The following is an 18,224-nucleotide window of genomic DNA, read 5'->3' as shown; positions in this document are numbered from 1 at the left end:
TGGGCGTTAGGCTCTGTTAGCGTTGATACTACTTTACACAAATACAAACTGCTTTTATGAATACAAATATTGAATTCGCAAAAATAGCTCCATTTTTAACCCATCCACTGGTGTTGGCTGGTTTTGCTCTATTCCTTTTGTTTAGCCTATTTAAAGTTCTCATAAAAGCAAAAATTATCCCTGAAGTGTCCAAAGAAGCAGGGGCTGGTATTGTTCACGTCATCCTCAGTCATGGATTCATTATCACCCTAACAATTGTTCTACTTGGATTCCTGTTGCAAGGATTGCAAAACCTTTATGCTCATAGAGAAAACCAAGGAACTGCTATACAAAAAACACTAAATGAACGTGCCAATGCCGCTTTTTCGGCTGTATTTAATGAACTTGGTTCAGATGTCCAAACAATCGGGACACTGCTAACCGCCATAGAAGACGACACTTTGTTACAGCCTTTTGAGAAATATGAGAAAAGAAGGGTTAATGAAACAGAATTGTCTTTTAGAGAAAGGGTAAAAAATCATTATCGTGATTACCATTCGTACATTAAATCCCTCATAGAAAAATTCCCAATTTCAGATAGCACATGGAAAGCTCATCAGAACGATTTACTAACATTAGGCGAAAATGATATTTCGAAATTCAGAAGTGCGTATGAGCACATCGCTTTAGCATTGGATTATTTACAAAGATATGTTGAAAGCGTACAGCATACTGTGTCGCTAAATTACAGCGACACAGAATCCTATGCAAACATAACCTCTCAACGTGCTGAGAAACTAGCCAGCGTTAAAATTGAATTATGTACAGTAGTTTCTACTGTTGTGCTTTTGGCGCGTAATGACGAAGAATTGTTGCCGTTTCAACTCGGACTTGGAACGGCTGGCATTAAGGACGTACCTATTATCAGGGGAGTTGAGGGAGCTAAGCTACTTACGCAAAAATCCCTCGATTATCATAAAGACAAAGTTAAAGTCTTAACAGAAGCTAGCTCAAAGCTAAATGCGGCTACCGACAAATATATTTCAGCCACAATTAATGACCCCTACATAAAAATGATGCGTAGAACTATAGGGTTAAGCGAGTCATTAACAGAAGCTGAGATTTATGGGCGCAAAAATAAAAAACTTGACCCCGAAGAAAAAGATATATCGAAGTTATTAAGTCTAGCATACACATCATATGCAGAAGCCGATGGTGAGAATGCAATTATTTATTTTGAGCGTGCAGCCAAACTTAAAGGATTGCCCGACAATATGCAAAAGTATTTGAGCGCATCAATTCATCGATTAAAAAATCCTGATGAATTTGGGGAAAGCCTTGGTTTCATGATTATGGATATTGATAAAAAGGGGTTGTTTTCAAAAAGCGGTTTTCATCTTGATGATATATTGATAGGTATTGATGATAAACCATTGATTGAACCTACTGACATATCAATGGCTTTAGGGCGTAGCCCAGATCACCCATTTTTGATAAGACTGGTTAGGGAAGGCCAAAAAATGGAATTGGCTGTAAAACCTGGAAAATCAGCAGGGGCAACTATCACCCAATTGGTTGCCTTTGGTCAAGTAAGATTATAAAAGGCATTAATTAATGCATTCCCGTCTAACCCAACGCTCCAGCCGACTCCGCTAACGCTACGCGGCTGAGCTTTGCGTTAGCAGTTTCTATGTCGAACCTCTCGGTACTTGAACGCCTGGAAGGATATCTCGCCGCATACGAGCGAAACGAAGTGACGCGAGCGGAATTTGTGAAGTTCCTATCCAACACTATTGAAGCGTTGGAAGGTGTGCCTTACAGCGTGCGCCTAGAGCTTCGAAATCATGAGCGCGATATTGAAACCGAGGGCTACTTTGAAAAAGCAGAGTTTGAGTCAAAAATAACCCCAGCAAAGGAAACTCTGAAATTGTGGCTTCAACATCTGAAAGAACATTATGGCCACGGCAACTGCTAGCCAGCGGGTAAACTTGACCGGCAAAAGCTACGCTGCGCATTTGCATGCCGGTTATGGTCCGTTACTATGTCGGTGAAAGTCCGGCAGTCAGGTTTTCGTAGAGCCGAAGGCTAGGGAAACGGCAAGGGCGTTGTTGCGAGACAGGGTCTGGAAGGCAGATTTTTGCTCCTGCAAGATCTGCATGTCCGCCATCCATGGCGGTCAAGCCGAACCCAAAGGTGCGGCCCGCAGGGTGAGCATCAGGAAGATGCGAATAGCAAGAACCGGATATGAGGCGTGACACATCCGGGGCGAGCGGGCACGTGACCGCTAAGCTCTCGGCTTTGGCTTCCTGCAACTAAAAGGATCATTCCGGCCAGTGAAGGCTCGACCGATTACTGAACGCCCAGGTGTTCGAGGAGAGTCATCATGCGATACCTAAGATTCATGACGATGTTCCGGGCGCAACTGGGGTTGCTGCTCGTATTGTTGTATTCCACGCTTGCGGCGGATGCGGATACGCTGACAGTCGGCGTTAAAGACAATCGTTTTCAAAGCGCTACCCTGCACGTCAAAATCGGCGATTCGGTGCAATGGGTTTGGCAGGATACTGCCAATCCGCATACCACAACCTCCGGCAGTTGTACCGGCGCAAGCTGTAGTGCCAATCCGGACGACAACTGGGATTCCGGGCTGAGCAGTAATTCCGGATTTACCTTTACCAAACCGACGGCGTTTACCACGGCGGGCACTTATCCCTATTATTGTAAAGTGCATGCGTCGATAGGCATGACCGGGAGCATCATCGTTGACGCGGATGTTGTGCCTGCTACCTGCTCGGAAACCGATGCGGTCAATTTAGATCCGATTCCCAAAACCGTAGATAAAGAAACCACCGCCAGCATTGCGCTGCAAACCGTGGCTAGCGGTGGCGGTTTGGTAGCGCCGAATGGCGGGACTGCCGCTCCCGGAGACAAGCGGCATTTGTTCGTCACCGACACGATAGGCAAAATTTGGGCGATCAATTTAACTGATCAAAGCAAAGACTTGCTTCTGGATCTGTCGGCCCTGCTGGTTACTAACTTCGGCAACCCTATCCCGGAATTGCCTGGTTACGACGAACGCGGTTTGTTGGGGTTGGCGTTTCATCCCGGCTATAAGAAAAACGGCTTGCTCTATACCTTTACCTCTGAGCCTTACGTAGCCGGTAGCGCGGATTTCGTTTTGCACAATCTGAGCGGCGGCAACACGCCGGATCACATCAACGTGGTATCGGAATGGAAGGTCGAGGATCCCAAGGCCTTGCATCCCAAAGTGTCCGGCCCTCGTCGAGTGTTGTTGCGCGCCGAGCATCCGCAATTCAATCATAACGGCGGCGCCTTGCACTTCGGCCGCGACCGCATGCTGTATATCGCCATGGGCGACGGCGGCATGGCCAATGATCAAGACGCTATCGGCGGGCACAATCCAAGCATCGGTAATGGCCAGGATTTAGCCAGCGTATTGGGCAAAATCTTGCGGATTAATCCGCTGAAAAGATCGGCGCAAAACGGCCAATACGGCATTCCGGCTTCCAATCCGTTCACAACCAAAAAAAGCAAGGGTGGCGACGCGGCTTGCAGCGGAGGCGCTAAAACTTGCGACGAAATTTGGGCTTACGGCTTTCGCAATCCTTACCGCTTTTCGTTCGACAAGGCTAACGGCAATTTGTTTGCCGGGGATGTCGGTCAAAACAAGATCGAAGAAATCGATTTGGTCAAAAAAGGCCGCAATTACGGCTGGGCCTACAAAGAAGGTAGTTTCTTTTTTCTACCTAATGGCAGCGACGGTAGTGGAGCGGGTTACGTCAGCGATAGCAGGCTGTGCCGCAGCGATGAGCCTAACGGATTAACCGATCCGCTGGCACAATACGACCATGACGAAGGGCTGGGGATAGTCGCTGGGTTTGTCTATCGCGGGAAAGCCATCCGATCGTTACGGGCACGTTACGTATTCGGCGATTATGCCAAGGCATTTGCCAGTTCCGAGCCGGAAAACGCCGGGCGTTTGTTTTACCTGCTTGAGAAAAATCCGAGCAAATCATCCGGTACGCAAAAGACCGTCGTCGAATTCCGTTTGGCAAACGATGCGGCGGTGGGTATGTCGATATACGGTTTTGCACAGGACGCCAACGGCGAGCTGTATGTGTTGGGTAACACCAGCGGAGTGCCCGCGCCGCGTGACTCCGAAGGGCATTATCTGGAAACCGGCGTCGTAAAAAAGATCGTGCCGCCCGTGGCGGACTGATAGCCATGCGCATGCATGTGTTTGCGCCGTTTGTTAAGTTGAGTGCCGGGTAGGAAAGTGTTCGAACGAGGCGTCAATCTTGGATGCGGATGGGAAGGTTGATGAAAGTTGTATTAAAGTGGTGCGATTTGTGCCAATTAAGGGCTTTAACATGACGGTAATGTAAACCAATGTGCTACATTGTAAATGCGATCCGGTTTATGCCATTGAATTTAAGTTTATTTTTCATCTGGCATGAATTCTGTTTGCAAATTCAACGACCAGCAAGGCGAATTTTTAGCGTCTGGTTTTTTCTAACGCTTGTTTTCTTGGATTGATAACGAGCATTAGAGAAATCTAGCCTCGGACGGCTTATCGTTAACGTTAACTCTTAAGAGGTGAAAATCCATGAATGTGATTGTATCTATCAAAACGTGGTTGGCGATATGTTTATTCGCCGTGTCTACAGCAAGTTCCGCGGGTATCAATTGGGAGTCTACTGACGGAACGAGTAACTTCATCTCGTTCAGCTCGGCTTCCTTCCCGTTTCCGTCCTCGGACTTGTTCGGCATCTTCTCCATTGACGCCGATCTGAGTAGCGATGCTCCGCTGTCGACCTTTACCGGTTTGGGTTCCATAACCGAAACCGATCCGTTCCAAATCGGCTTGTGGACTAGCGACGGCTGGATTAGCGAAGCCGGCGCAACGCTGTTACCTGCGGCTAATACCTATTTATTGGTATTCGCTACCAGTTATCCTTTGGGTAACAACCTGCATTTTCTGTACGGTTTCGACATCATGCCTTCGGTGGATCAAGGCGGCGGTCCGGTAGTGCCTTTGCCGGCGTCCGTATGGCTGATGACCAGCGCGTTATTGGGATTACTCTACGCGGATAGACGCAAAAAAGTCGTAGCCGCATAAACTGTTGTCAAGCAGTTAGCCCGAGTAAAGCGGTTTTCGCTTTACTCGGGCTTTTTTTTGCCCGGAGATTTGCAGTTAAGTCCGTTTGACCGGGACAGCCCCGTAGATACTCTGCATTGCATGCCATTGTTCCGGTTCAATACGATAACATGTGCTAAATCTGATGGCCTGAATCGCCTCTCTCGGGAGCTGTTCAGTATTTTTTGGTACTCTTAGTGCAAAACTACAACTAGCAAAGAGGGGGCATATGAAAAAATTTAGTGGGTTGCTGATGGGCTTGTTAATCGGCGCGTTGCCGGGGCAAGTATTGGCTTACGGTAGCGGGTCCGGTTCGGTCCGTTGCGATAAACCGGAATTTTCGAATTTCGATCCGGCGGCAAACAAGTACGTGCAACAGTTCCGGGAGTTTTCCTTTGTTGCGTCTGCAAATACGACGCCTGCATCGATAGAAGTTAACGTTAGCGCCGGGACGAATAAATACCATTTCAATGCCAAGCAATTGGTCATTACACCGCAGCGGAGTGGCCGTTTTGAGGTAAGCGGTAAATTGGATAGGCCGTTCCAACACGGCTTTGTTAGGCTAAGCGTTACGGCGCACACCAAGCCTAACTGTATACATACCGACGGCTATTTGATTCGGGTTCAATAATTGCGCTTGATAGTTTTAATGATTGCCCCAGCGTTGTTCAACCGCTAACACTGCCTTGTTTAATAGCGATAGCTGTTGTTCCTCCGAGAACTGCAATCCCAGCGTATAAAAAATCGGCATCCACAGCGGGTTGATCATTAAGGCGCCTAATACGCTACGAGCGGTACGCATGCCGTTTTTGAGCGGATTAAATCCTTGGCTTAAAGGTTGCTTGGGATGTTCGGAAAATACCTGGACGATAGGGTTTAACCGCGACCAGTCGCGGCATTGGTCAGCGTTTATGGCTTGCAGCAGTTTGTCGCGAATAGCCAGAAAGTTCGCCCTTGCCCGCCATACCGATACGGCAAACACTAACGCCATTAACGGTAACAGCACTTGCGGCGGGGCAATGGGGGCGAAAATCGGCGCCATAAGAACCAGGCTGTAGCCAAGCATTAAAATGTCTTCGCCATGCTCGACATCTTTATCGATGGCGGAAACGATAGCAGCGATCGAAGTGGGGGTGGCAGCGTTTAAGTAGGAATCTTTGATTTGCATAGTGCTTCTCCTGTATTCAACAACAGAAAGCACTATCTATTCCCCGAAGATAGGAGAAGTCAAGAAAAAATCGTAATTGTTCAACACTCCCCGAAGGTTCCTCCGTAAACTCCGGCAATTTGCCGTCAAACTGCACTGTGTAAAACGTACGAATCAAAAAAGGCGTTAATCTGGTTATTAAAGCGAAATAGGGTATTCGAACTAATTCCCTGGAAATTAGTAGTTCGTTCCATGAATATATTGACTAATTAAGCAAGCTCCAAGTCGAACTTTTTCCAGCGGAAAACGACCGGCGCGGCATTCATTTCAGCAATCCCTTTCAGGATGCGCGCCATGAGTTCAGCAACGGGGAGACGCGGATATGACGGAGGAAGGTTCGGGCCATTTTCGAGAAGGCGCACGATCAGGTTGAGCCAGGAACCGTGTTTGGGGGTGTGAACGTACTCAAACCGCCCCGGCCGCGTGGCCAAATAAGCCATGGTTTCCTTGGAGATGTGCGGCGAATGGTTATCCAGAACGACACGGATGACGGCCTGCGGCGGGTAGTAGGCATCGATCGACCGGAGCAACGCAATGAATTCGCAGCTACGGTGCCGTGCCGAATATATTCGTAATCCCGGCTAACCGTTGGCGCCTTACCGGGAACCGGCGGCAAATCGGGAGCCGTTAAGCCGATGGCTTGAACCCCAGACTTCTCATCGACGCTGACCGTGTAAACCGGGGTTAGCCCCATCCTGAAGGCTAGCTTCGGCATAGAGCGAAACGTCGCGATAGGCGATCAGCACCTCGCGCATCTTCCGGTCGAAATCGGGGGCGGGCTTTTCCAAGTAGTAACGGATCTTGTGCGGCTTCAGTTCGTTCTCGTCGAGAATCCGCCAAACCGTACTTTTACCGGCCCTGGCAAGACGCGGGAACCCTACCGACTCCGCGTGTTCGCACACATAGCGCGCCAAGGCCGAGAGCCTCCACAATTCCGCGGCCAGCCCCAGTTCCTTCAGCTGGATGCAAGCGATACTGACCACCCAGGCCTTAGCCTCCTCAGAGCCGCTCGCTCACTTTTACGTCCCATAATCACCCGCCAATTAGAATAATAGGAGGATCCTGACAATTCAGGATAAACCTGTAACCATAATTAATGGGACGATCTACTAACGTGTACAGCCGCAACGCCGAATTGACCTGTCCTAGGTTCTTGCGGATTCGCATTTAAAACAATTTTTCACCATGGGGTTATCTATGAACGCGACATCAAAACGATTTTTAACGCCTGTTTGCACTGCCTTGCTAGCGCTTAGTTGCAGTCTGCCCGTACTGGCGGACAAGCATTCGGGGCACGGCAACGAGGGCAAGCACAAACAAAAGTCGCATCACGAAAAACGGCGGGAAGAAGACCGTCGCGAGGAAAAGTACTTTTCGGATCAACACCGACTGATTATCCACAATTACTACCGAGACGAATTCAACGGCGGCCGTTGCCCGCCGGGTTTGAAGAAAAAACATAACGGTTGCGTGCCGCCAGGTCAGCACAAACGTTGGGTGGTGGGGCGTCCCTTACCGCGCGAGGTAGTCTATTACGATTTGCCGCCGGCGATTGTCAGCCAAATCGGCTACCCGCCGGCAGGTTACCGTTACGTCAGGGTAGCGTCGGATATCTTGATGATCGCGGTCGGTACCGGCATGGTGGTCGACGCGCTGTCCGATTTAGGGTTGCTGCAATAGCTGCCGGCCGGCTTGGCGTGATGGGGCGAATGTCCCGACCTGAAGGGAGTGGCGGCTGGAGGGGGCTTAATCCGGGTGATTGCGCTTAGCGCTGCGCCCGATTCCGGCGCGCAGCCATGGGGTCCTGCGTCAGCGGCCGGTAGATTTCCACCCGGTCGCCGTCTTGCAAGGTTTGCTCTAGTTGGCAGATGTGGCCGAAAATCCCGATCGTTTGAGTCGTTAGGTCAATTGCCGGAAAAATGTGCAGTATGCCGGACGCCCGGATGGCTTGTTCGGCACTGCAGCCGACGGGCAGGCTCAGTTCGAGGACGCATTGTTTTTCCAACGTTGCGTAAGCGACCTCGATGTGCAGAGTTTCATCAACAGCCATAGATGACTTTGGCCCGTTGGGTGAAGGCCCCGACCATGGTGTTGCAAATTTGGTTGAACACCGGTCCGAAGGCCAAGCCGGCGAAAGTGCTGGCGATTTCGAATTCCAAATCCAAAGAAATCTTGCTGGCGTCCGCGCGTAAGGGCATGAAGTTCCATACGCCTTCCAGCGACTTGAACGGGCCGTCCAACAAGCTGATCGTGATACGCCCACCGGGATCGGTTACGTTGCGGGTGGTAAAGGATTTATGAAAGCCGGCTTTGGCAATGTCGATGCGCCCCTCGACGATATTCCCGTCCCGGCGCAGTACCTTGCTGCCGCTGCACCAGGGCAGAAACTGCGGATAGGCCTCGATGTCGTCGACCAGGTCGAACATTTGTTTGGCCGAAAACTTGACCAACGCGCTTTTTTGTACGACCGAAATCATTAAATGACTCCGAGTACGTGCAAAAACACCAGAAACACCGCAGCGGGTGCGACATATTTGATCAGGAAATACCAGGCTTCGAACGCTTCGTGGCCGACTTCCAATTCGTGTTCGGCGTGTTCGCGCTTCATCAACCAACCGGAGAAAATCGCAATGGCCATGCCGCCCAACGGTAGCATCAGATTCGCGGTGACAAAGTCCAGGAATTCGAAAATGTTTTTACCGAATAAGGTGACGTTCGACCACACGTTGAACGAAAACACCACGCCGACGCCTACCGCCCAGCACGCCGTACCCGACCAGACCGAGGCCTTATGCCGTTCGATGTTTTCGTTCTCCACCAACCAGGCAACCGCCGGTTCGATTAAAGAAATCGACGACGACAGGGCGGCAAAAAACAGCAACACGAAAAACAAGATACCGAATAACCAACCGCCGGTCATTTGCCCGAAGGCCAGCGGCAGGGTTTGGAAAATCAAACCGGGGCCGGCAGCGGCTTCCAGGTTGTTGGCGAACACCAGCGGGAAGATGGCAATGCCGGACAACAAGGCGACGGCGGTGTCGGCGCCGGCGATGAAGAAGGTGGTTTTGGCGATGGAAACGTGGTTGGGTAGGTAGGAGCCGTATACCATAATGGCGCCCATGCCCAAGCTCAGGGTAAAGAAGGCTTGGCCCATCGCGGTGAGTATCGCCTCGGCGCCGATTTTGCTGAAATCCGGGGTGAACAGGAAAGCCATGCCGCGCTGGTAATCGCCGGCGACCATCGCGTAACCGACTAGAAACACCAAGATGAAAAACAATCCCGGCATCAAAAAGCGCACGGCTTTTTCCAGCCCGCCTTGCACGCCTTTCATCACGTAGTGCATGGTGGCAAACATGAACAGGCTATGCCAAAAAATCTGCTCCACGGGGCTTGCCATCAAGTTTTCGAACAGTCGCTGAATTTCTTCAGGACTGCTGTTGATGAATTGGCCGAAGAAGGCCTTGGTGATATAAGCCATGGACCAACCGGCAATCACGCTGTAATACGCCAGTATCAGAAAACCGGCTATCATGCCGGACCAGCCTACGTAGTGCCAGCGTTTATCGACTCCGGCTTCTTCGGCCAGGGTTTCCATGGTGTTGATGGGACTTTGCCGGCCGCGGCGACCTAGCATGATTTCGGCGATCATGACCGGTATTCCCAGCGCGGCCACGCAGATCAAATACACTAAAACGAAGGCGCCTCCGCCGTTTTCGCCGGTAATATAAGGAAACTTCCAAATGTTGCCTAAGCCAACCGCAGAGCCGGTGGCCGCTAAAATGAAGGCGAATCGCGACGACCATTGGCCGTGGATAGAATGGGTAGTCTGCGTCATGGGACAAAGCCGGGTTGATTATGTCGTTATTTTGCTTGCTGGTCGGTTAAAATAACAAAATTATCTATTCCAGTCAGGGAAAAATCCGCAGCACGCCATGGCAGCCAAGAAATCCAAAAAGGACAGCAAGCAAACCGACAACACCATAGCCGTCAATCGCCAGGCTACCCACGAGTATTACATCGAGGAGCAATTCGAGGCCGGTTTGGTGCTGGAAGGCTGGGAAGTCAAGAGTTTGAGAGACGGCAGGATACAGCTGAAAGAAAGTTACGTGGACATCAAACGCGGCGAAGCGTGGTTGTGCGGGGCTCACGTGTCGCCGCTGTTGTCGGCTTCTACCCATGTGAATCCCGACGCGGTGCGCCGTAAAAAACTATTGTTGCATAAGCGCGAATTGTCGAAATTGATCGGTTCGGTGGAGCGCAAGGGCTACACCTTGATTCCGCTATCGATGTATTGGGTGCGCGGCCGCGCCAAACTGAAAATCGGTTTGGCCAAAGGCAAGAAATTGCACGATAAGCGTCAAACCGCCAAGGAAAAGGATTGGCAGCGGGAAAAGGCCAGAGTGATGAAGCACGCTTAATTCGAGTCGATGCCGGCCCTAAAATTCTTCCGGATTACATGATGACCAATGTTTTATTGACTGTTGATACCGAAGTCTGGTGCGAGGGTTGGCATGATTTGGACGCCAAGTTTCCGGATTATTTCAGAAAATACGTGTACGGCCCGACTCGGGCCGGACATTATGCTTTGCCGATTTTGTTCAAAGTGTTGGCCGATTTCGGCTTGCGGGCGACATTTTTCGTCGAGCCTTTGTTCGCCTTGCGTTTCGGTTTGGAGCCCTTGCGGGAAATCGTCGGCTTGGTGCAAGATGCCGGCCAGGACGTACAACTGCACGCGCACCCGGAATGGTTGGATGAATCCCGGGAAGCGCCGTTATTCGACATGCACACCAAACAGCCCAGATTAAGCGGGTTTTCTCCGGAGCAACAACGCCGAATCATCGCCAAGGCCAAAGAATTGCTGGTCGCAGCCGGGGCGCAATCGGTAGAGGGGTTTCGGGCCGGCAGTTACGCCGCCGACCGCAATACCTTGCTGGCCTTGGCCGATAACGGGATTTTTATCGACAGTAGTTACAACTGGGCTGCGCCGGTTGGCGTTTGCGACATGTTTCCGGGTCGGCGGCTGCTGCAACCGGCCATAGATGCCGGCGTGACGGAACTGCCGGTATCGGTGTACCGGCCGGGAGGCGCGCGCCTATCCCGGCACCTGCAATTAACGGCCTGTTCGTTCGCCGAAATGCGTTGGATGTTGGAATATGCACAGCGGACGGGGTGGGATAGTGTGGTGATAGTGCTGCACAACTTCGAGTTGCTGACCGAGGACAAATTGCGGCCTGACCGCATGGTTTTTCGCCGCTTTGTCGCGTTATGCCGTTATTTGGCCGACCATGCCGACCGGTTCGCTACCGTGGGCATCGGCGGCTTGGTCCCGCAAGTCTCGGCTCTTCAACCCGAATTACCCGAAACTCCGGCCTGGCTGACTGCTGGTCGTTATTTGGCACAGGCCGCCGGCCGTTATCAATAAAACCCGTTCTCGCCATGCAATCATCCCAATCTATGCAGACGATTTTGTTAGGAGCCGATTCGCCTATCGGATTGACTATGATTCGCGAGCTGGGCCGAGCCGGTATCAAAGTACACGGAATAGGCTGGGGCAAGGGCAGCGTCGGTTTATATTCGAAATATCTGGAAAGCGCGCACTATCGGCAATCCGGCCAATTGGTCGAGCAATTGAACGCTATCGCCGAGGCTTTCGCTTGTCCCTGGATCATGGCGGTCAGCGAAGACGACATTATGTTTTTGCAACGCAACCGCGACGCCTTGCAGGCGCAACCCATCGTGCCGAGTGAAGCGGCGTTCGCGGCGGTGGTCAATAAAAATGTTACCTTGGAGGCCGCCCGGCAAATCGGGATCGATACCCCGAAAACTTGGCGGATCAAGGCATTGGCGGACCTGGAGGGTCTCGCGAGCGAATTGTCTTATCCTTTGATTCTTAAATGGGACAATCCGCATGCGGTCAAGGCTAAGATTCACGCGTTAAACCGGCAGGTCGACAAGTTTCGCTACGTTTACGACCCAGCGGAATTAAAACAATATTTAACCGAGTACGACGTGATCGGCGAGTTTCCGTTGATTCAGGAGTACTGCCCCGGATACGGCTTGGGGCAAATGTTCTTGGCGTCTGCCGGCCGGGTGATTTTGAGGTTTCAGCACCAGCGCATAGCCGAATGGCCGCCGGAAGGCGGGGTGTCCGTGGTTTGCCGTTCGCTCGGCTTGGATCTGCATCAAGAGTTGATGGCCAAATCGGCGCAATTGCTGCAAACCCTCGATTGGACCGGGCCGGCCATGGTCGAGTATCGCTACGATCCGATCCGGCAGCGTGCGGTGTTGATGGAAATCAACGGCCGGTTTTGGGGGAGTTTACCGTTAGCCTACTACGCAGGGGTGCCGTTCGTTAGCGGCTGGTTTTTGGCGGCGACCGGTGGGCAGCAACCCGAACAGCCGCAATACCAAGCCAATATCCAATGCCGCTATCTGGTGCCGGAATGCAAACGCCTGATGACCATTTTGTTATTCCCGGACAGGATTCAAAACAAGACCTTGCGATTTTCCAAATGCGCGGAAATATCGGCGTTTTTGCGCCGGTTTTTCCGGGCCGACAGTTACTACTACGTATTCAGTTGGGACGACCCTAAACCGTTTTTATTTGACCTCGTGAATATGCTGCGTAAATTGTTTAGGCTTTAGGCAGATTGATTGGCGGTGTCAACGCCGGCACCCGAGACTTTAAAAAACAAATTTAACAGCAGGCAGTGGGAAAATTCAGCCATGCGGCACTATCCGACAGCATTTTTCAAACGTATCGACACCCATTTCGGGACTTATCGAGGCTTAATACGCTTGGGTTTGGCTTGGCTCGACTATCTGTCGGGCCGATACGATCGGCAGCTAACGCCGGATTTATCCAAGGTAGAGCGCTTGGTTTTCGTGTGCCTGGGGAACGTGTGTCGCAGTCCCTATGCCGAATTGATCGCGCGCGAATCCGGCCTGCCTGCCGTATCGTTGGGTTTGGCGTCCGCTAGCGGGCAGCCCGCTTACGGACCGGCCATAGACACCGCAAAACGGCGCGGCCGCGACCTTGCTGCGCACCGAGCGACCGACATCGGCGATTTCGTCCCGCGCGACGGCGATTTGTACTTGGTGATGGAAGCGAGGCAAATTGAACGTTTGCGCAACGCTTTGCCCGCGATTCAGGCCGACATTGCGTTGTTGGGTTTGTGGGCGAGGCCCATGCAGCCGCACATACACGATCCCATGAATCTGGATCCGGATTATTTCATCAACTGTTACAAGACCATAGAAAATGCCGTCAAGCACTTATCGGAGGACTACGTTGCCGCGCGTTCGATGCGATAGCGTAGCGAATACCGGCTTATCCAAATTCCTTGCATGGTTTTTGATCGTTTTTTTCGCCACCGCCTGTTCCGAGCGGGTCGAATTGCAAAAGTTCGAAGGCTTTACCCAAGGTACCACCTACCATATCAGTTACTGGTCCGAGCCAGCGGTGGACGCCCGGAACTTGCAGCAGGCCGTTGCCGGTGAACTGGAGCGAATCGACAACGTGTTGTCGAATTACCGGGCCGATTCGCTGATCGAGTCGTTCAACAACAGCGAATCCAACGCCAGCCAAGAAGTCGGCCCGGAAATCGTGTCTTTGGTTAAAATCGCTGCAAGCGTAACTCGCGCCAGCCAAGGTTGTTACGACTTGACGATTAAACCCTTGTTCGACTTGTGGGGCTTTAAGGACGACGTGTTGAATATTCCGGATCAAGCGATGTTATCCGGTACGCTGGCCAACGTCGGCATGGACAAAGTGGAAGTCGTCGACGATACCCATTTACGCAAGCCGGCACAGGTGCGGGTAGACGTGTCCTCGATTGCGCAAGGCTACAGCGTCGAACGCATCAGCCGGGTCATGGAGCAAAACGGGGTAAGGAATTATCTGGTTGAAATCGGTGGCGAGTTGAAAACCCAAGGTCGCAAGCCGGACGGCGGGGCTTGGCGTATTGCGGTGGAAAAACCGCTGCCGGATCAGCAGCGTATGTCCAAAGTACTGAGCATGCCTACCGAACATGCTTTGGCGGTGATGACATCGGGAACTTATCGGCACTATTTCGATGTCAACGGTAAACGCTACAGTCACGTGTTGGATGCCGGAACCGGTAAACCCGTCAGTCACGATTTGGTCTCGGTGACGGTATTGCACGAGGATCCGACGTTGGCGGACGCCCTGTCGACGGCGTTGTTGTGTGTAGGCCAACAGCAAGCTATGCAATGGGCCGATGCGGAACGGATCAAAGTGTTATTCGTGCAGCAGCAAGGCGACCGGTTCGTGGAAACTAAATCGCAGGCTTTGGCGGCTAGCGGTTTGTCGATAGAGTAAACGTCAGCCGTCGCCGCCGCCTAACTGCCGGCGGCCTTAAAACACCCGGGGGATATAATGTTGGATATGGTTGGTTTTACGAGTTTTGCCGTACACGGCGGCGGCGATTCGGGGGGCGGTCCGGCGGGAGCGGTGGAGAGCATTTTGAGCTTCATCGAGTCCTTGCTGCAGCTGTCGCCTGCTCAAGTAGGTCAGGCGTTGATGCCGGGCTTGGCGAGTCTGGATAATTTGCACCCGTTGTTCGTGCATTTTCCGATCGCGTTGTTGACCTTGTTTTACTTGTTCGATTTGGGCGGAAGTTTGTGGTCCAAGTCTTCATGGCGCCATATCGCCGGTTGGTTTTTATACTCCGGCACCGTGTTTGCCGGGTTCACGGTCGCGGCCGGCTTGCTTGCCGCCGCCACTATCCCTCACGGCGGCGAGGTGCACGAAATCATGGAAAATCACGAGCACTTGGGGATTTCGGTCTTGTCGCTGGCATCGGCGTTGGCGGTGTGGCGCTGGCTGGCCAAGCAGGAACTCAGCGGTGCCGCCAACACCTTGTATCAGTTGTTGGCTAGCGTGCTATTCGTGCTGTTGACATTCACCGCCGATTTGGGTGGCTTGATGGTTTACCGATACGGTGTGGCGGTCAAGCCTGTCGAAGCCCTGAATCAAGCGGCGGCGCTTCGGCATCAACACGGCGATAGTGCCATGCCGGCTACCGGCGAAACCCCGCCGATTGCGGTCGAACCCGTTTTACAGGCGCCCCCGCCCCCACCGGTAGCGCCGGACGCTCATCATCACGACCACCACGGTCACAACCATTGATGCCCGGACCTATAGCCCGGAGTCTTGCGGCAATTTGCGTCGCGAAATTTTCCAGCGTTATGGTATGCTAGCCGGCCTTTTTGGGGAGGCAGCCGATGCGAACTCGCGTTAAAATTTGCGGCTTTACTCGGGTACAAGATGCCGTTGCCGCGGCAAGGTTGGGGGTGGACGCGGTAGGTTTGGTGTTTTATCCGCCCAGCCCGCGTAACGTGACGATAGAGCAGGCCGCTTGCATAGTCAGGGCTTTGCCGGCCTTCGTGACTGTGGTCGGTTTGTTTGTAGACGCCGATCCGGATTGGGTCAGGCAAGTGTTAGGCGAAGTGGCGATAGATTGCTTGCAGTTTCACGGCGCGGAGACCCCGGATGCCTGCCGGATTTATCGCAAACCCTATATCAAAGCGATTAGGATGACGCCTGACATCGAGTTGTCGGACTACGAGCAAGACTACGCCGATGCGGCAGGTTTGTTGTTGGATGCCTATCATCCGGGAGTGCAGGGCGGTAGCGGCAGCGGATTCGATTGGGACTTGATCCCGCGCGCGCATTCGATGCCTATCATTTTAGCCGGCGGATTGTCGGCGGAAAATGCCGCGCAAGCGGTACGGCAAGTTAGGCCCTATGCGTTGGACGTCAGTAGCGGCGTGGAAGCCGGCAAGGGCATAAAGGATACCGGGAAAATGGCGGCCTTCATAAGAATAACTAATCAAGTAACAGAGTAATCATGACTGAGAAATACGCAATGCCGGATGTCCGGGGCCATTTCGGGCCTTACGGCGGTATTTTCGTGGCGGAAACCTTGATGCCCGCCATTACCGAGCTCAACGAAGCTTATCAGCGCTATTTGCAAGATCCCGATTTCATTGCCGAATTGGATGCCGATTTGCGCGATTACGTCGGCAGGCCGTCGCCGCTGTACCACGCGCAACGCTGGAGCGAGCATCTGGGCGGCGCGCAAATTTATTTGAAACGCGAAGATCTCAATCATACCGGCGCGCATAAGGTCAACAACACGGTCGGCCAGGCGTTATTGGCCAAGCGCATGGGAAAAACCCGCATCATCGCCGAAACCGGCGCCGGCCAGCACGGGGTGGCCACTGCCACGGTCGCGGCACGGCTCGGACTGGAGTGCGTGGTCTACATGGGCGCGGTCGACGTGGCTCGCCAGGCGTTGAACGTGTACCGTATGAAGCTGTTGGGTGCCACCGTGGTGCCGGTCGAATCAGGCTCGAAAACCCTAAAAGACGCGCTAAACGAAGCCTTGCGCGATTGGGTGACCAATATCGACAACACTTTTTACATCATAGGGACGGTAGCCGGCCCGCATCCTTACCCGGCCATGGTGCGCGATTTTCAGGCGGTGATAGGCCGGGAAGCTCGGCAGCAATGCCTGGATCAAGCCGGTAAATTGCCGGACGCTTTGGTCGCTTGCGTAGGCGGCGGCTCCAATGCAATCGGGCTTTTTTACCCTTTCATAGACGACGCCTCGGTGAAAATGATAGGCGTCGAAGCGGCCGGCGACGGCATAGAGACCGGGCGGCATTCCGCGCCGTTGTCCGCAGGTAGGCCCGGCGTGTTGCACGGCAACCGCACTTATCTGATGGCCGACGACGACGGCGAAATTATCGAAACCCATTCAATTTCGGCCGGGCTGGATTATCCCGGCGTCGGCCCCGAACATGCTTGGTTGAAAGACATAGGCCGCGCCGAATACGTCAGCATCACCGACGACGAAGCCTTGCAAGGCTTTCACGCCTTGACCCGGATGGAAGGCATTATTCCGGCCCTGGAATCCAGCCATGCCCTGGCTTATACGATGAAGCTGGCTCCGCGGATGCGGCAAGAGCAAATCATCGTCGCCAATCTGTCCGGCCGCGGCGACAAGGACATGCACACCATCATGCAACGCGAGGGGATTTCGTTATGAGCCGTTTAGCCGCCAAATTCGCCGAATTACGCGCGTCCGGCCGAAAAGCCCTGATTCCTTTCATTACCGCCGGCGATCCCTACCCGGAATTTACCGTGCCGATGTTGCACGAAATGGTCAAGGCCGGCGCTGATATTTTAGAATTGGGTGTACCGTTTTCCGACCCGATGGCCGACGGTCCGGTGATTCAGCGCGCCAGCGAGCGGGCTTTGGTCCATCATGTCGGTTTGCGTAAAGTGTTGAGCATGGCCATGGAGTTTCGCAAAACCGACCAAACCACGCCGCTGGTGTTGATGGGGTATTTGAATCCCATCGAAATCATGGGTTATGAAGATTTCGCCAACGCCGTGCAACGCGCCGACATCGACGGCGTGTTGACGGTGGATTTGCCGCCGGAAGAATCGGAACATTGCGTAGCCTTGTTAAGAGCGCGCGAAATCGACCAAATCTTTTTGTTGGCACCCAATACCACGGCGGAACGCATTCGAAAAATGGATGCGGTCGGCAGCGGTTATCTGTACTACGTCTCTCTGAAAGGGGTTACCGGGGCCGGCCATTTGGATACCGGCGACGTCGAGGAAAAATTAAAGCTGGTCAAGGCCAATACCGATTTGCCGGTCGGAGTCGGTTTCGGCGTCAAGGATGCCGAAACAGCTAAAACCATAGCCAATATCGCCGACGGAGTGGTGGTCGGCAGTGCCCTGATCAGTAAAATCGAAGCCAGTTTGGACGATCCCGATCAAGCCAAGCGCGGCATCATCGAATTATTAACGTCCATGCGCCAAGCGATGGATAGCTAGAGCTC

At 52.8% G+C, this 18,224-nt stretch carries 19 protein-coding genes and 1 pseudogene; 15 read left to right on the top strand and 5 right to left on the bottom strand.

What is annotated here, in order from left to right:
* Positions 1-56 precede the first annotated feature (56 nt).
* The 5 genes from F1E05_RS13190 to F1E05_RS13170 all read left to right on the top strand — a co-directional run bounded on the left by F1E05_RS13190 (position 57) and on the right by F1E05_RS13170 (position 5,768).
* A complete protein-coding gene (locus F1E05_RS13190) occupies positions 57-1,580 on the top strand; it encodes a PDZ domain-containing protein (RefSeq protein ID WP_150049188.1) in 1,524 nt (507 codons plus the stop codon).
* 89 nt (positions 1,581-1,669) lie between these two features.
* Entirely contained in the window at positions 1,670-1,954 is a 285-nt protein-coding gene (locus tag F1E05_RS13185; protein WP_150049187.1) for a hypothetical protein, read from the top strand.
* Positions 1,955-2,362: 408 nt separating this feature from the next.
* Complete coding sequence (locus F1E05_RS13180) at positions 2,363-4,219, top strand: PQQ-dependent sugar dehydrogenase (protein WP_150049185.1); 1,857 nt, start codon at positions 2,363-2,365, stop codon at positions 4,217-4,219.
* A gap of 387 nt (positions 4,220-4,606) precedes the next feature.
* A complete protein-coding gene (locus F1E05_RS13175; protein WP_150049184.1) occupies positions 4,607-5,119 on the top strand; it encodes a VPLPA-CTERM sorting domain-containing protein in 513 nt (170 codons plus the stop codon).
* Between the two features lie 247 nt (positions 5,120-5,366).
* A complete protein-coding gene (locus F1E05_RS13170; protein ID WP_150049182.1) occupies positions 5,367-5,768 on the top strand; it encodes a hypothetical protein in 402 nt (133 codons plus the stop codon).
* Between the two features lie 15 nt (positions 5,769-5,783).
* On the opposite strand, the gene F1E05_RS13165 is transcribed toward F1E05_RS13170, so the two are convergent.
* Positions 5,784-6,305: a hypothetical protein gene (locus F1E05_RS13165; RefSeq protein WP_150049180.1), complete on the bottom strand. Its 522-nt coding sequence runs from the start codon at positions 6,303-6,305 to the stop codon at positions 5,784-5,786.
* Positions 6,306-6,553: 248 nt separating this feature from the next.
* Positions 6,554-7,348, bottom strand: a pseudogene (locus F1E05_RS20625) (transposase); the annotation flags it as partial.
* A 193-nt stretch (positions 7,349-7,541) separates the two neighbouring features.
* On the opposite strand from F1E05_RS20625, the gene F1E05_RS13155 reads away from it, so the two are divergent.
* Entirely contained in the window at positions 7,542-8,024 is a 483-nt protein-coding gene (locus F1E05_RS13155; RefSeq protein ID WP_190303137.1) for a hypothetical protein, read from the top strand.
* 85 nt (positions 8,025-8,109) lie between these two features.
* Here the strand turns inward: F1E05_RS13155 and F1E05_RS13150 are convergent, their stop codons facing one another.
* From F1E05_RS13150 to F1E05_RS13140, 3 genes are read right to left on the bottom strand one after another with little or no spacing between them, the layout of a single operon-like run.
* On the bottom strand, positions 8,110-8,394 hold the full coding sequence (locus F1E05_RS13150; protein ID WP_150049176.1) for an RnfH family protein: 285 nt from the start codon (positions 8,392-8,394) through the stop codon (positions 8,110-8,112).
* On the bottom strand, positions 8,384-8,821 hold the full coding sequence (locus tag F1E05_RS13145) for a type II toxin-antitoxin system RatA family toxin (protein WP_150049174.1): 438 nt from the start codon (positions 8,819-8,821) through the stop codon (positions 8,384-8,386). Before F1E05_RS13145 ends, F1E05_RS13150 begins: the two co-directional genes overlap by 11 nt.
* Positions 8,821-10,179, bottom strand: a complete 1,359-nt coding sequence (locus tag F1E05_RS13140) for a sodium-dependent transporter (protein WP_150049172.1) — start codon at positions 10,177-10,179, stop codon at positions 8,821-8,823. The genes F1E05_RS13145 and F1E05_RS13140 overlap by 1 nt, the downstream gene beginning before the upstream one ends.
* 97 nt (positions 10,180-10,276) lie before the next feature.
* Between F1E05_RS13140 and smpB the strand changes: the two genes are divergently transcribed.
* The 9 genes from smpB to trpA all read left to right on the top strand — a co-directional run bounded on the left by smpB (position 10,277) and on the right by trpA (position 18,219).
* Positions 10,277-10,762, top strand: a complete 486-nt coding sequence (gene smpB / locus F1E05_RS13135; RefSeq protein ID WP_150049170.1) for an SsrA-binding protein SmpB — start codon at positions 10,277-10,279, stop codon at positions 10,760-10,762.
* A gap of 41 nt (positions 10,763-10,803) precedes the next feature.
* Positions 10,804-11,766 carry a polysaccharide deacetylase family protein gene (locus tag F1E05_RS13130; protein WP_190303136.1) on the top strand — a complete coding sequence of 321 codons (963 nt, stop codon included), beginning with the start codon at positions 10,804-10,806 and terminating at the stop codon, positions 11,764-11,766.
* Between the two features lie 14 nt (positions 11,767-11,780).
* Positions 11,781-12,989: a carboxylate--amine ligase gene (locus F1E05_RS13125; RefSeq protein ID WP_150049167.1), complete on the top strand. Its 1,209-nt coding sequence runs from the start codon at positions 11,781-11,783 to the stop codon at positions 12,987-12,989.
* Positions 12,990-13,070: 81 nt separating this feature from the next.
* A complete protein-coding gene (locus F1E05_RS13120) occupies positions 13,071-13,658 on the top strand; it encodes an arsenate reductase/protein-tyrosine-phosphatase family protein (RefSeq protein WP_150049165.1) in 588 nt (195 codons plus the stop codon).
* Entirely contained in the window at positions 13,636-14,685 is a 1,050-nt protein-coding gene (locus F1E05_RS13115; RefSeq protein WP_232056651.1) for an FAD:protein FMN transferase, read from the top strand. Before F1E05_RS13120 ends, F1E05_RS13115 begins: the two co-directional genes overlap by 23 nt.
* A 57-nt stretch (positions 14,686-14,742) precedes the next feature.
* On the top strand, positions 14,743-15,495 hold the full coding sequence (locus F1E05_RS13110; protein WP_150049161.1) for a DUF2231 domain-containing protein: 753 nt from the start codon (positions 14,743-14,745) through the stop codon (positions 15,493-15,495).
* Positions 15,496-15,590: 95 nt separating this feature from the next.
* Entirely contained in the window at positions 15,591-16,214 is a 624-nt protein-coding gene (locus F1E05_RS13105) for a phosphoribosylanthranilate isomerase (protein WP_150049159.1), read from the top strand.
* Positions 16,215-16,216: 2 nt separating this feature from the next.
* Positions 16,217-17,419, top strand: coding sequence for a tryptophan synthase subunit beta (gene trpB, locus F1E05_RS13100; RefSeq protein ID WP_150049157.1), 1,203 nt, complete (start codon positions 16,217-16,219; stop codon positions 17,417-17,419).
* Positions 17,416-18,219: a tryptophan synthase subunit alpha gene (gene trpA / locus F1E05_RS13095; protein WP_150049155.1), complete on the top strand. Its 804-nt coding sequence runs from the start codon at positions 17,416-17,418 to the stop codon at positions 18,217-18,219. The genes trpB and trpA overlap by 4 nt, the downstream gene beginning before the upstream one ends.
* Positions 18,220-18,224 lie beyond the last annotated feature (5 nt).

It is taken from the genome of Methylomonas rhizoryzae (assembly GCF_008632455.1).
GTDB classification, from domain to species: domain Bacteria; phylum Pseudomonadota; class Gammaproteobacteria; order Methylococcales; family Methylomonadaceae; genus Methylomonas; species Methylomonas rhizoryzae.
Note: the sequence above shows the minus strand (reverse complement) of the source record. Positions and strands in the feature narration are given on the sequence as shown.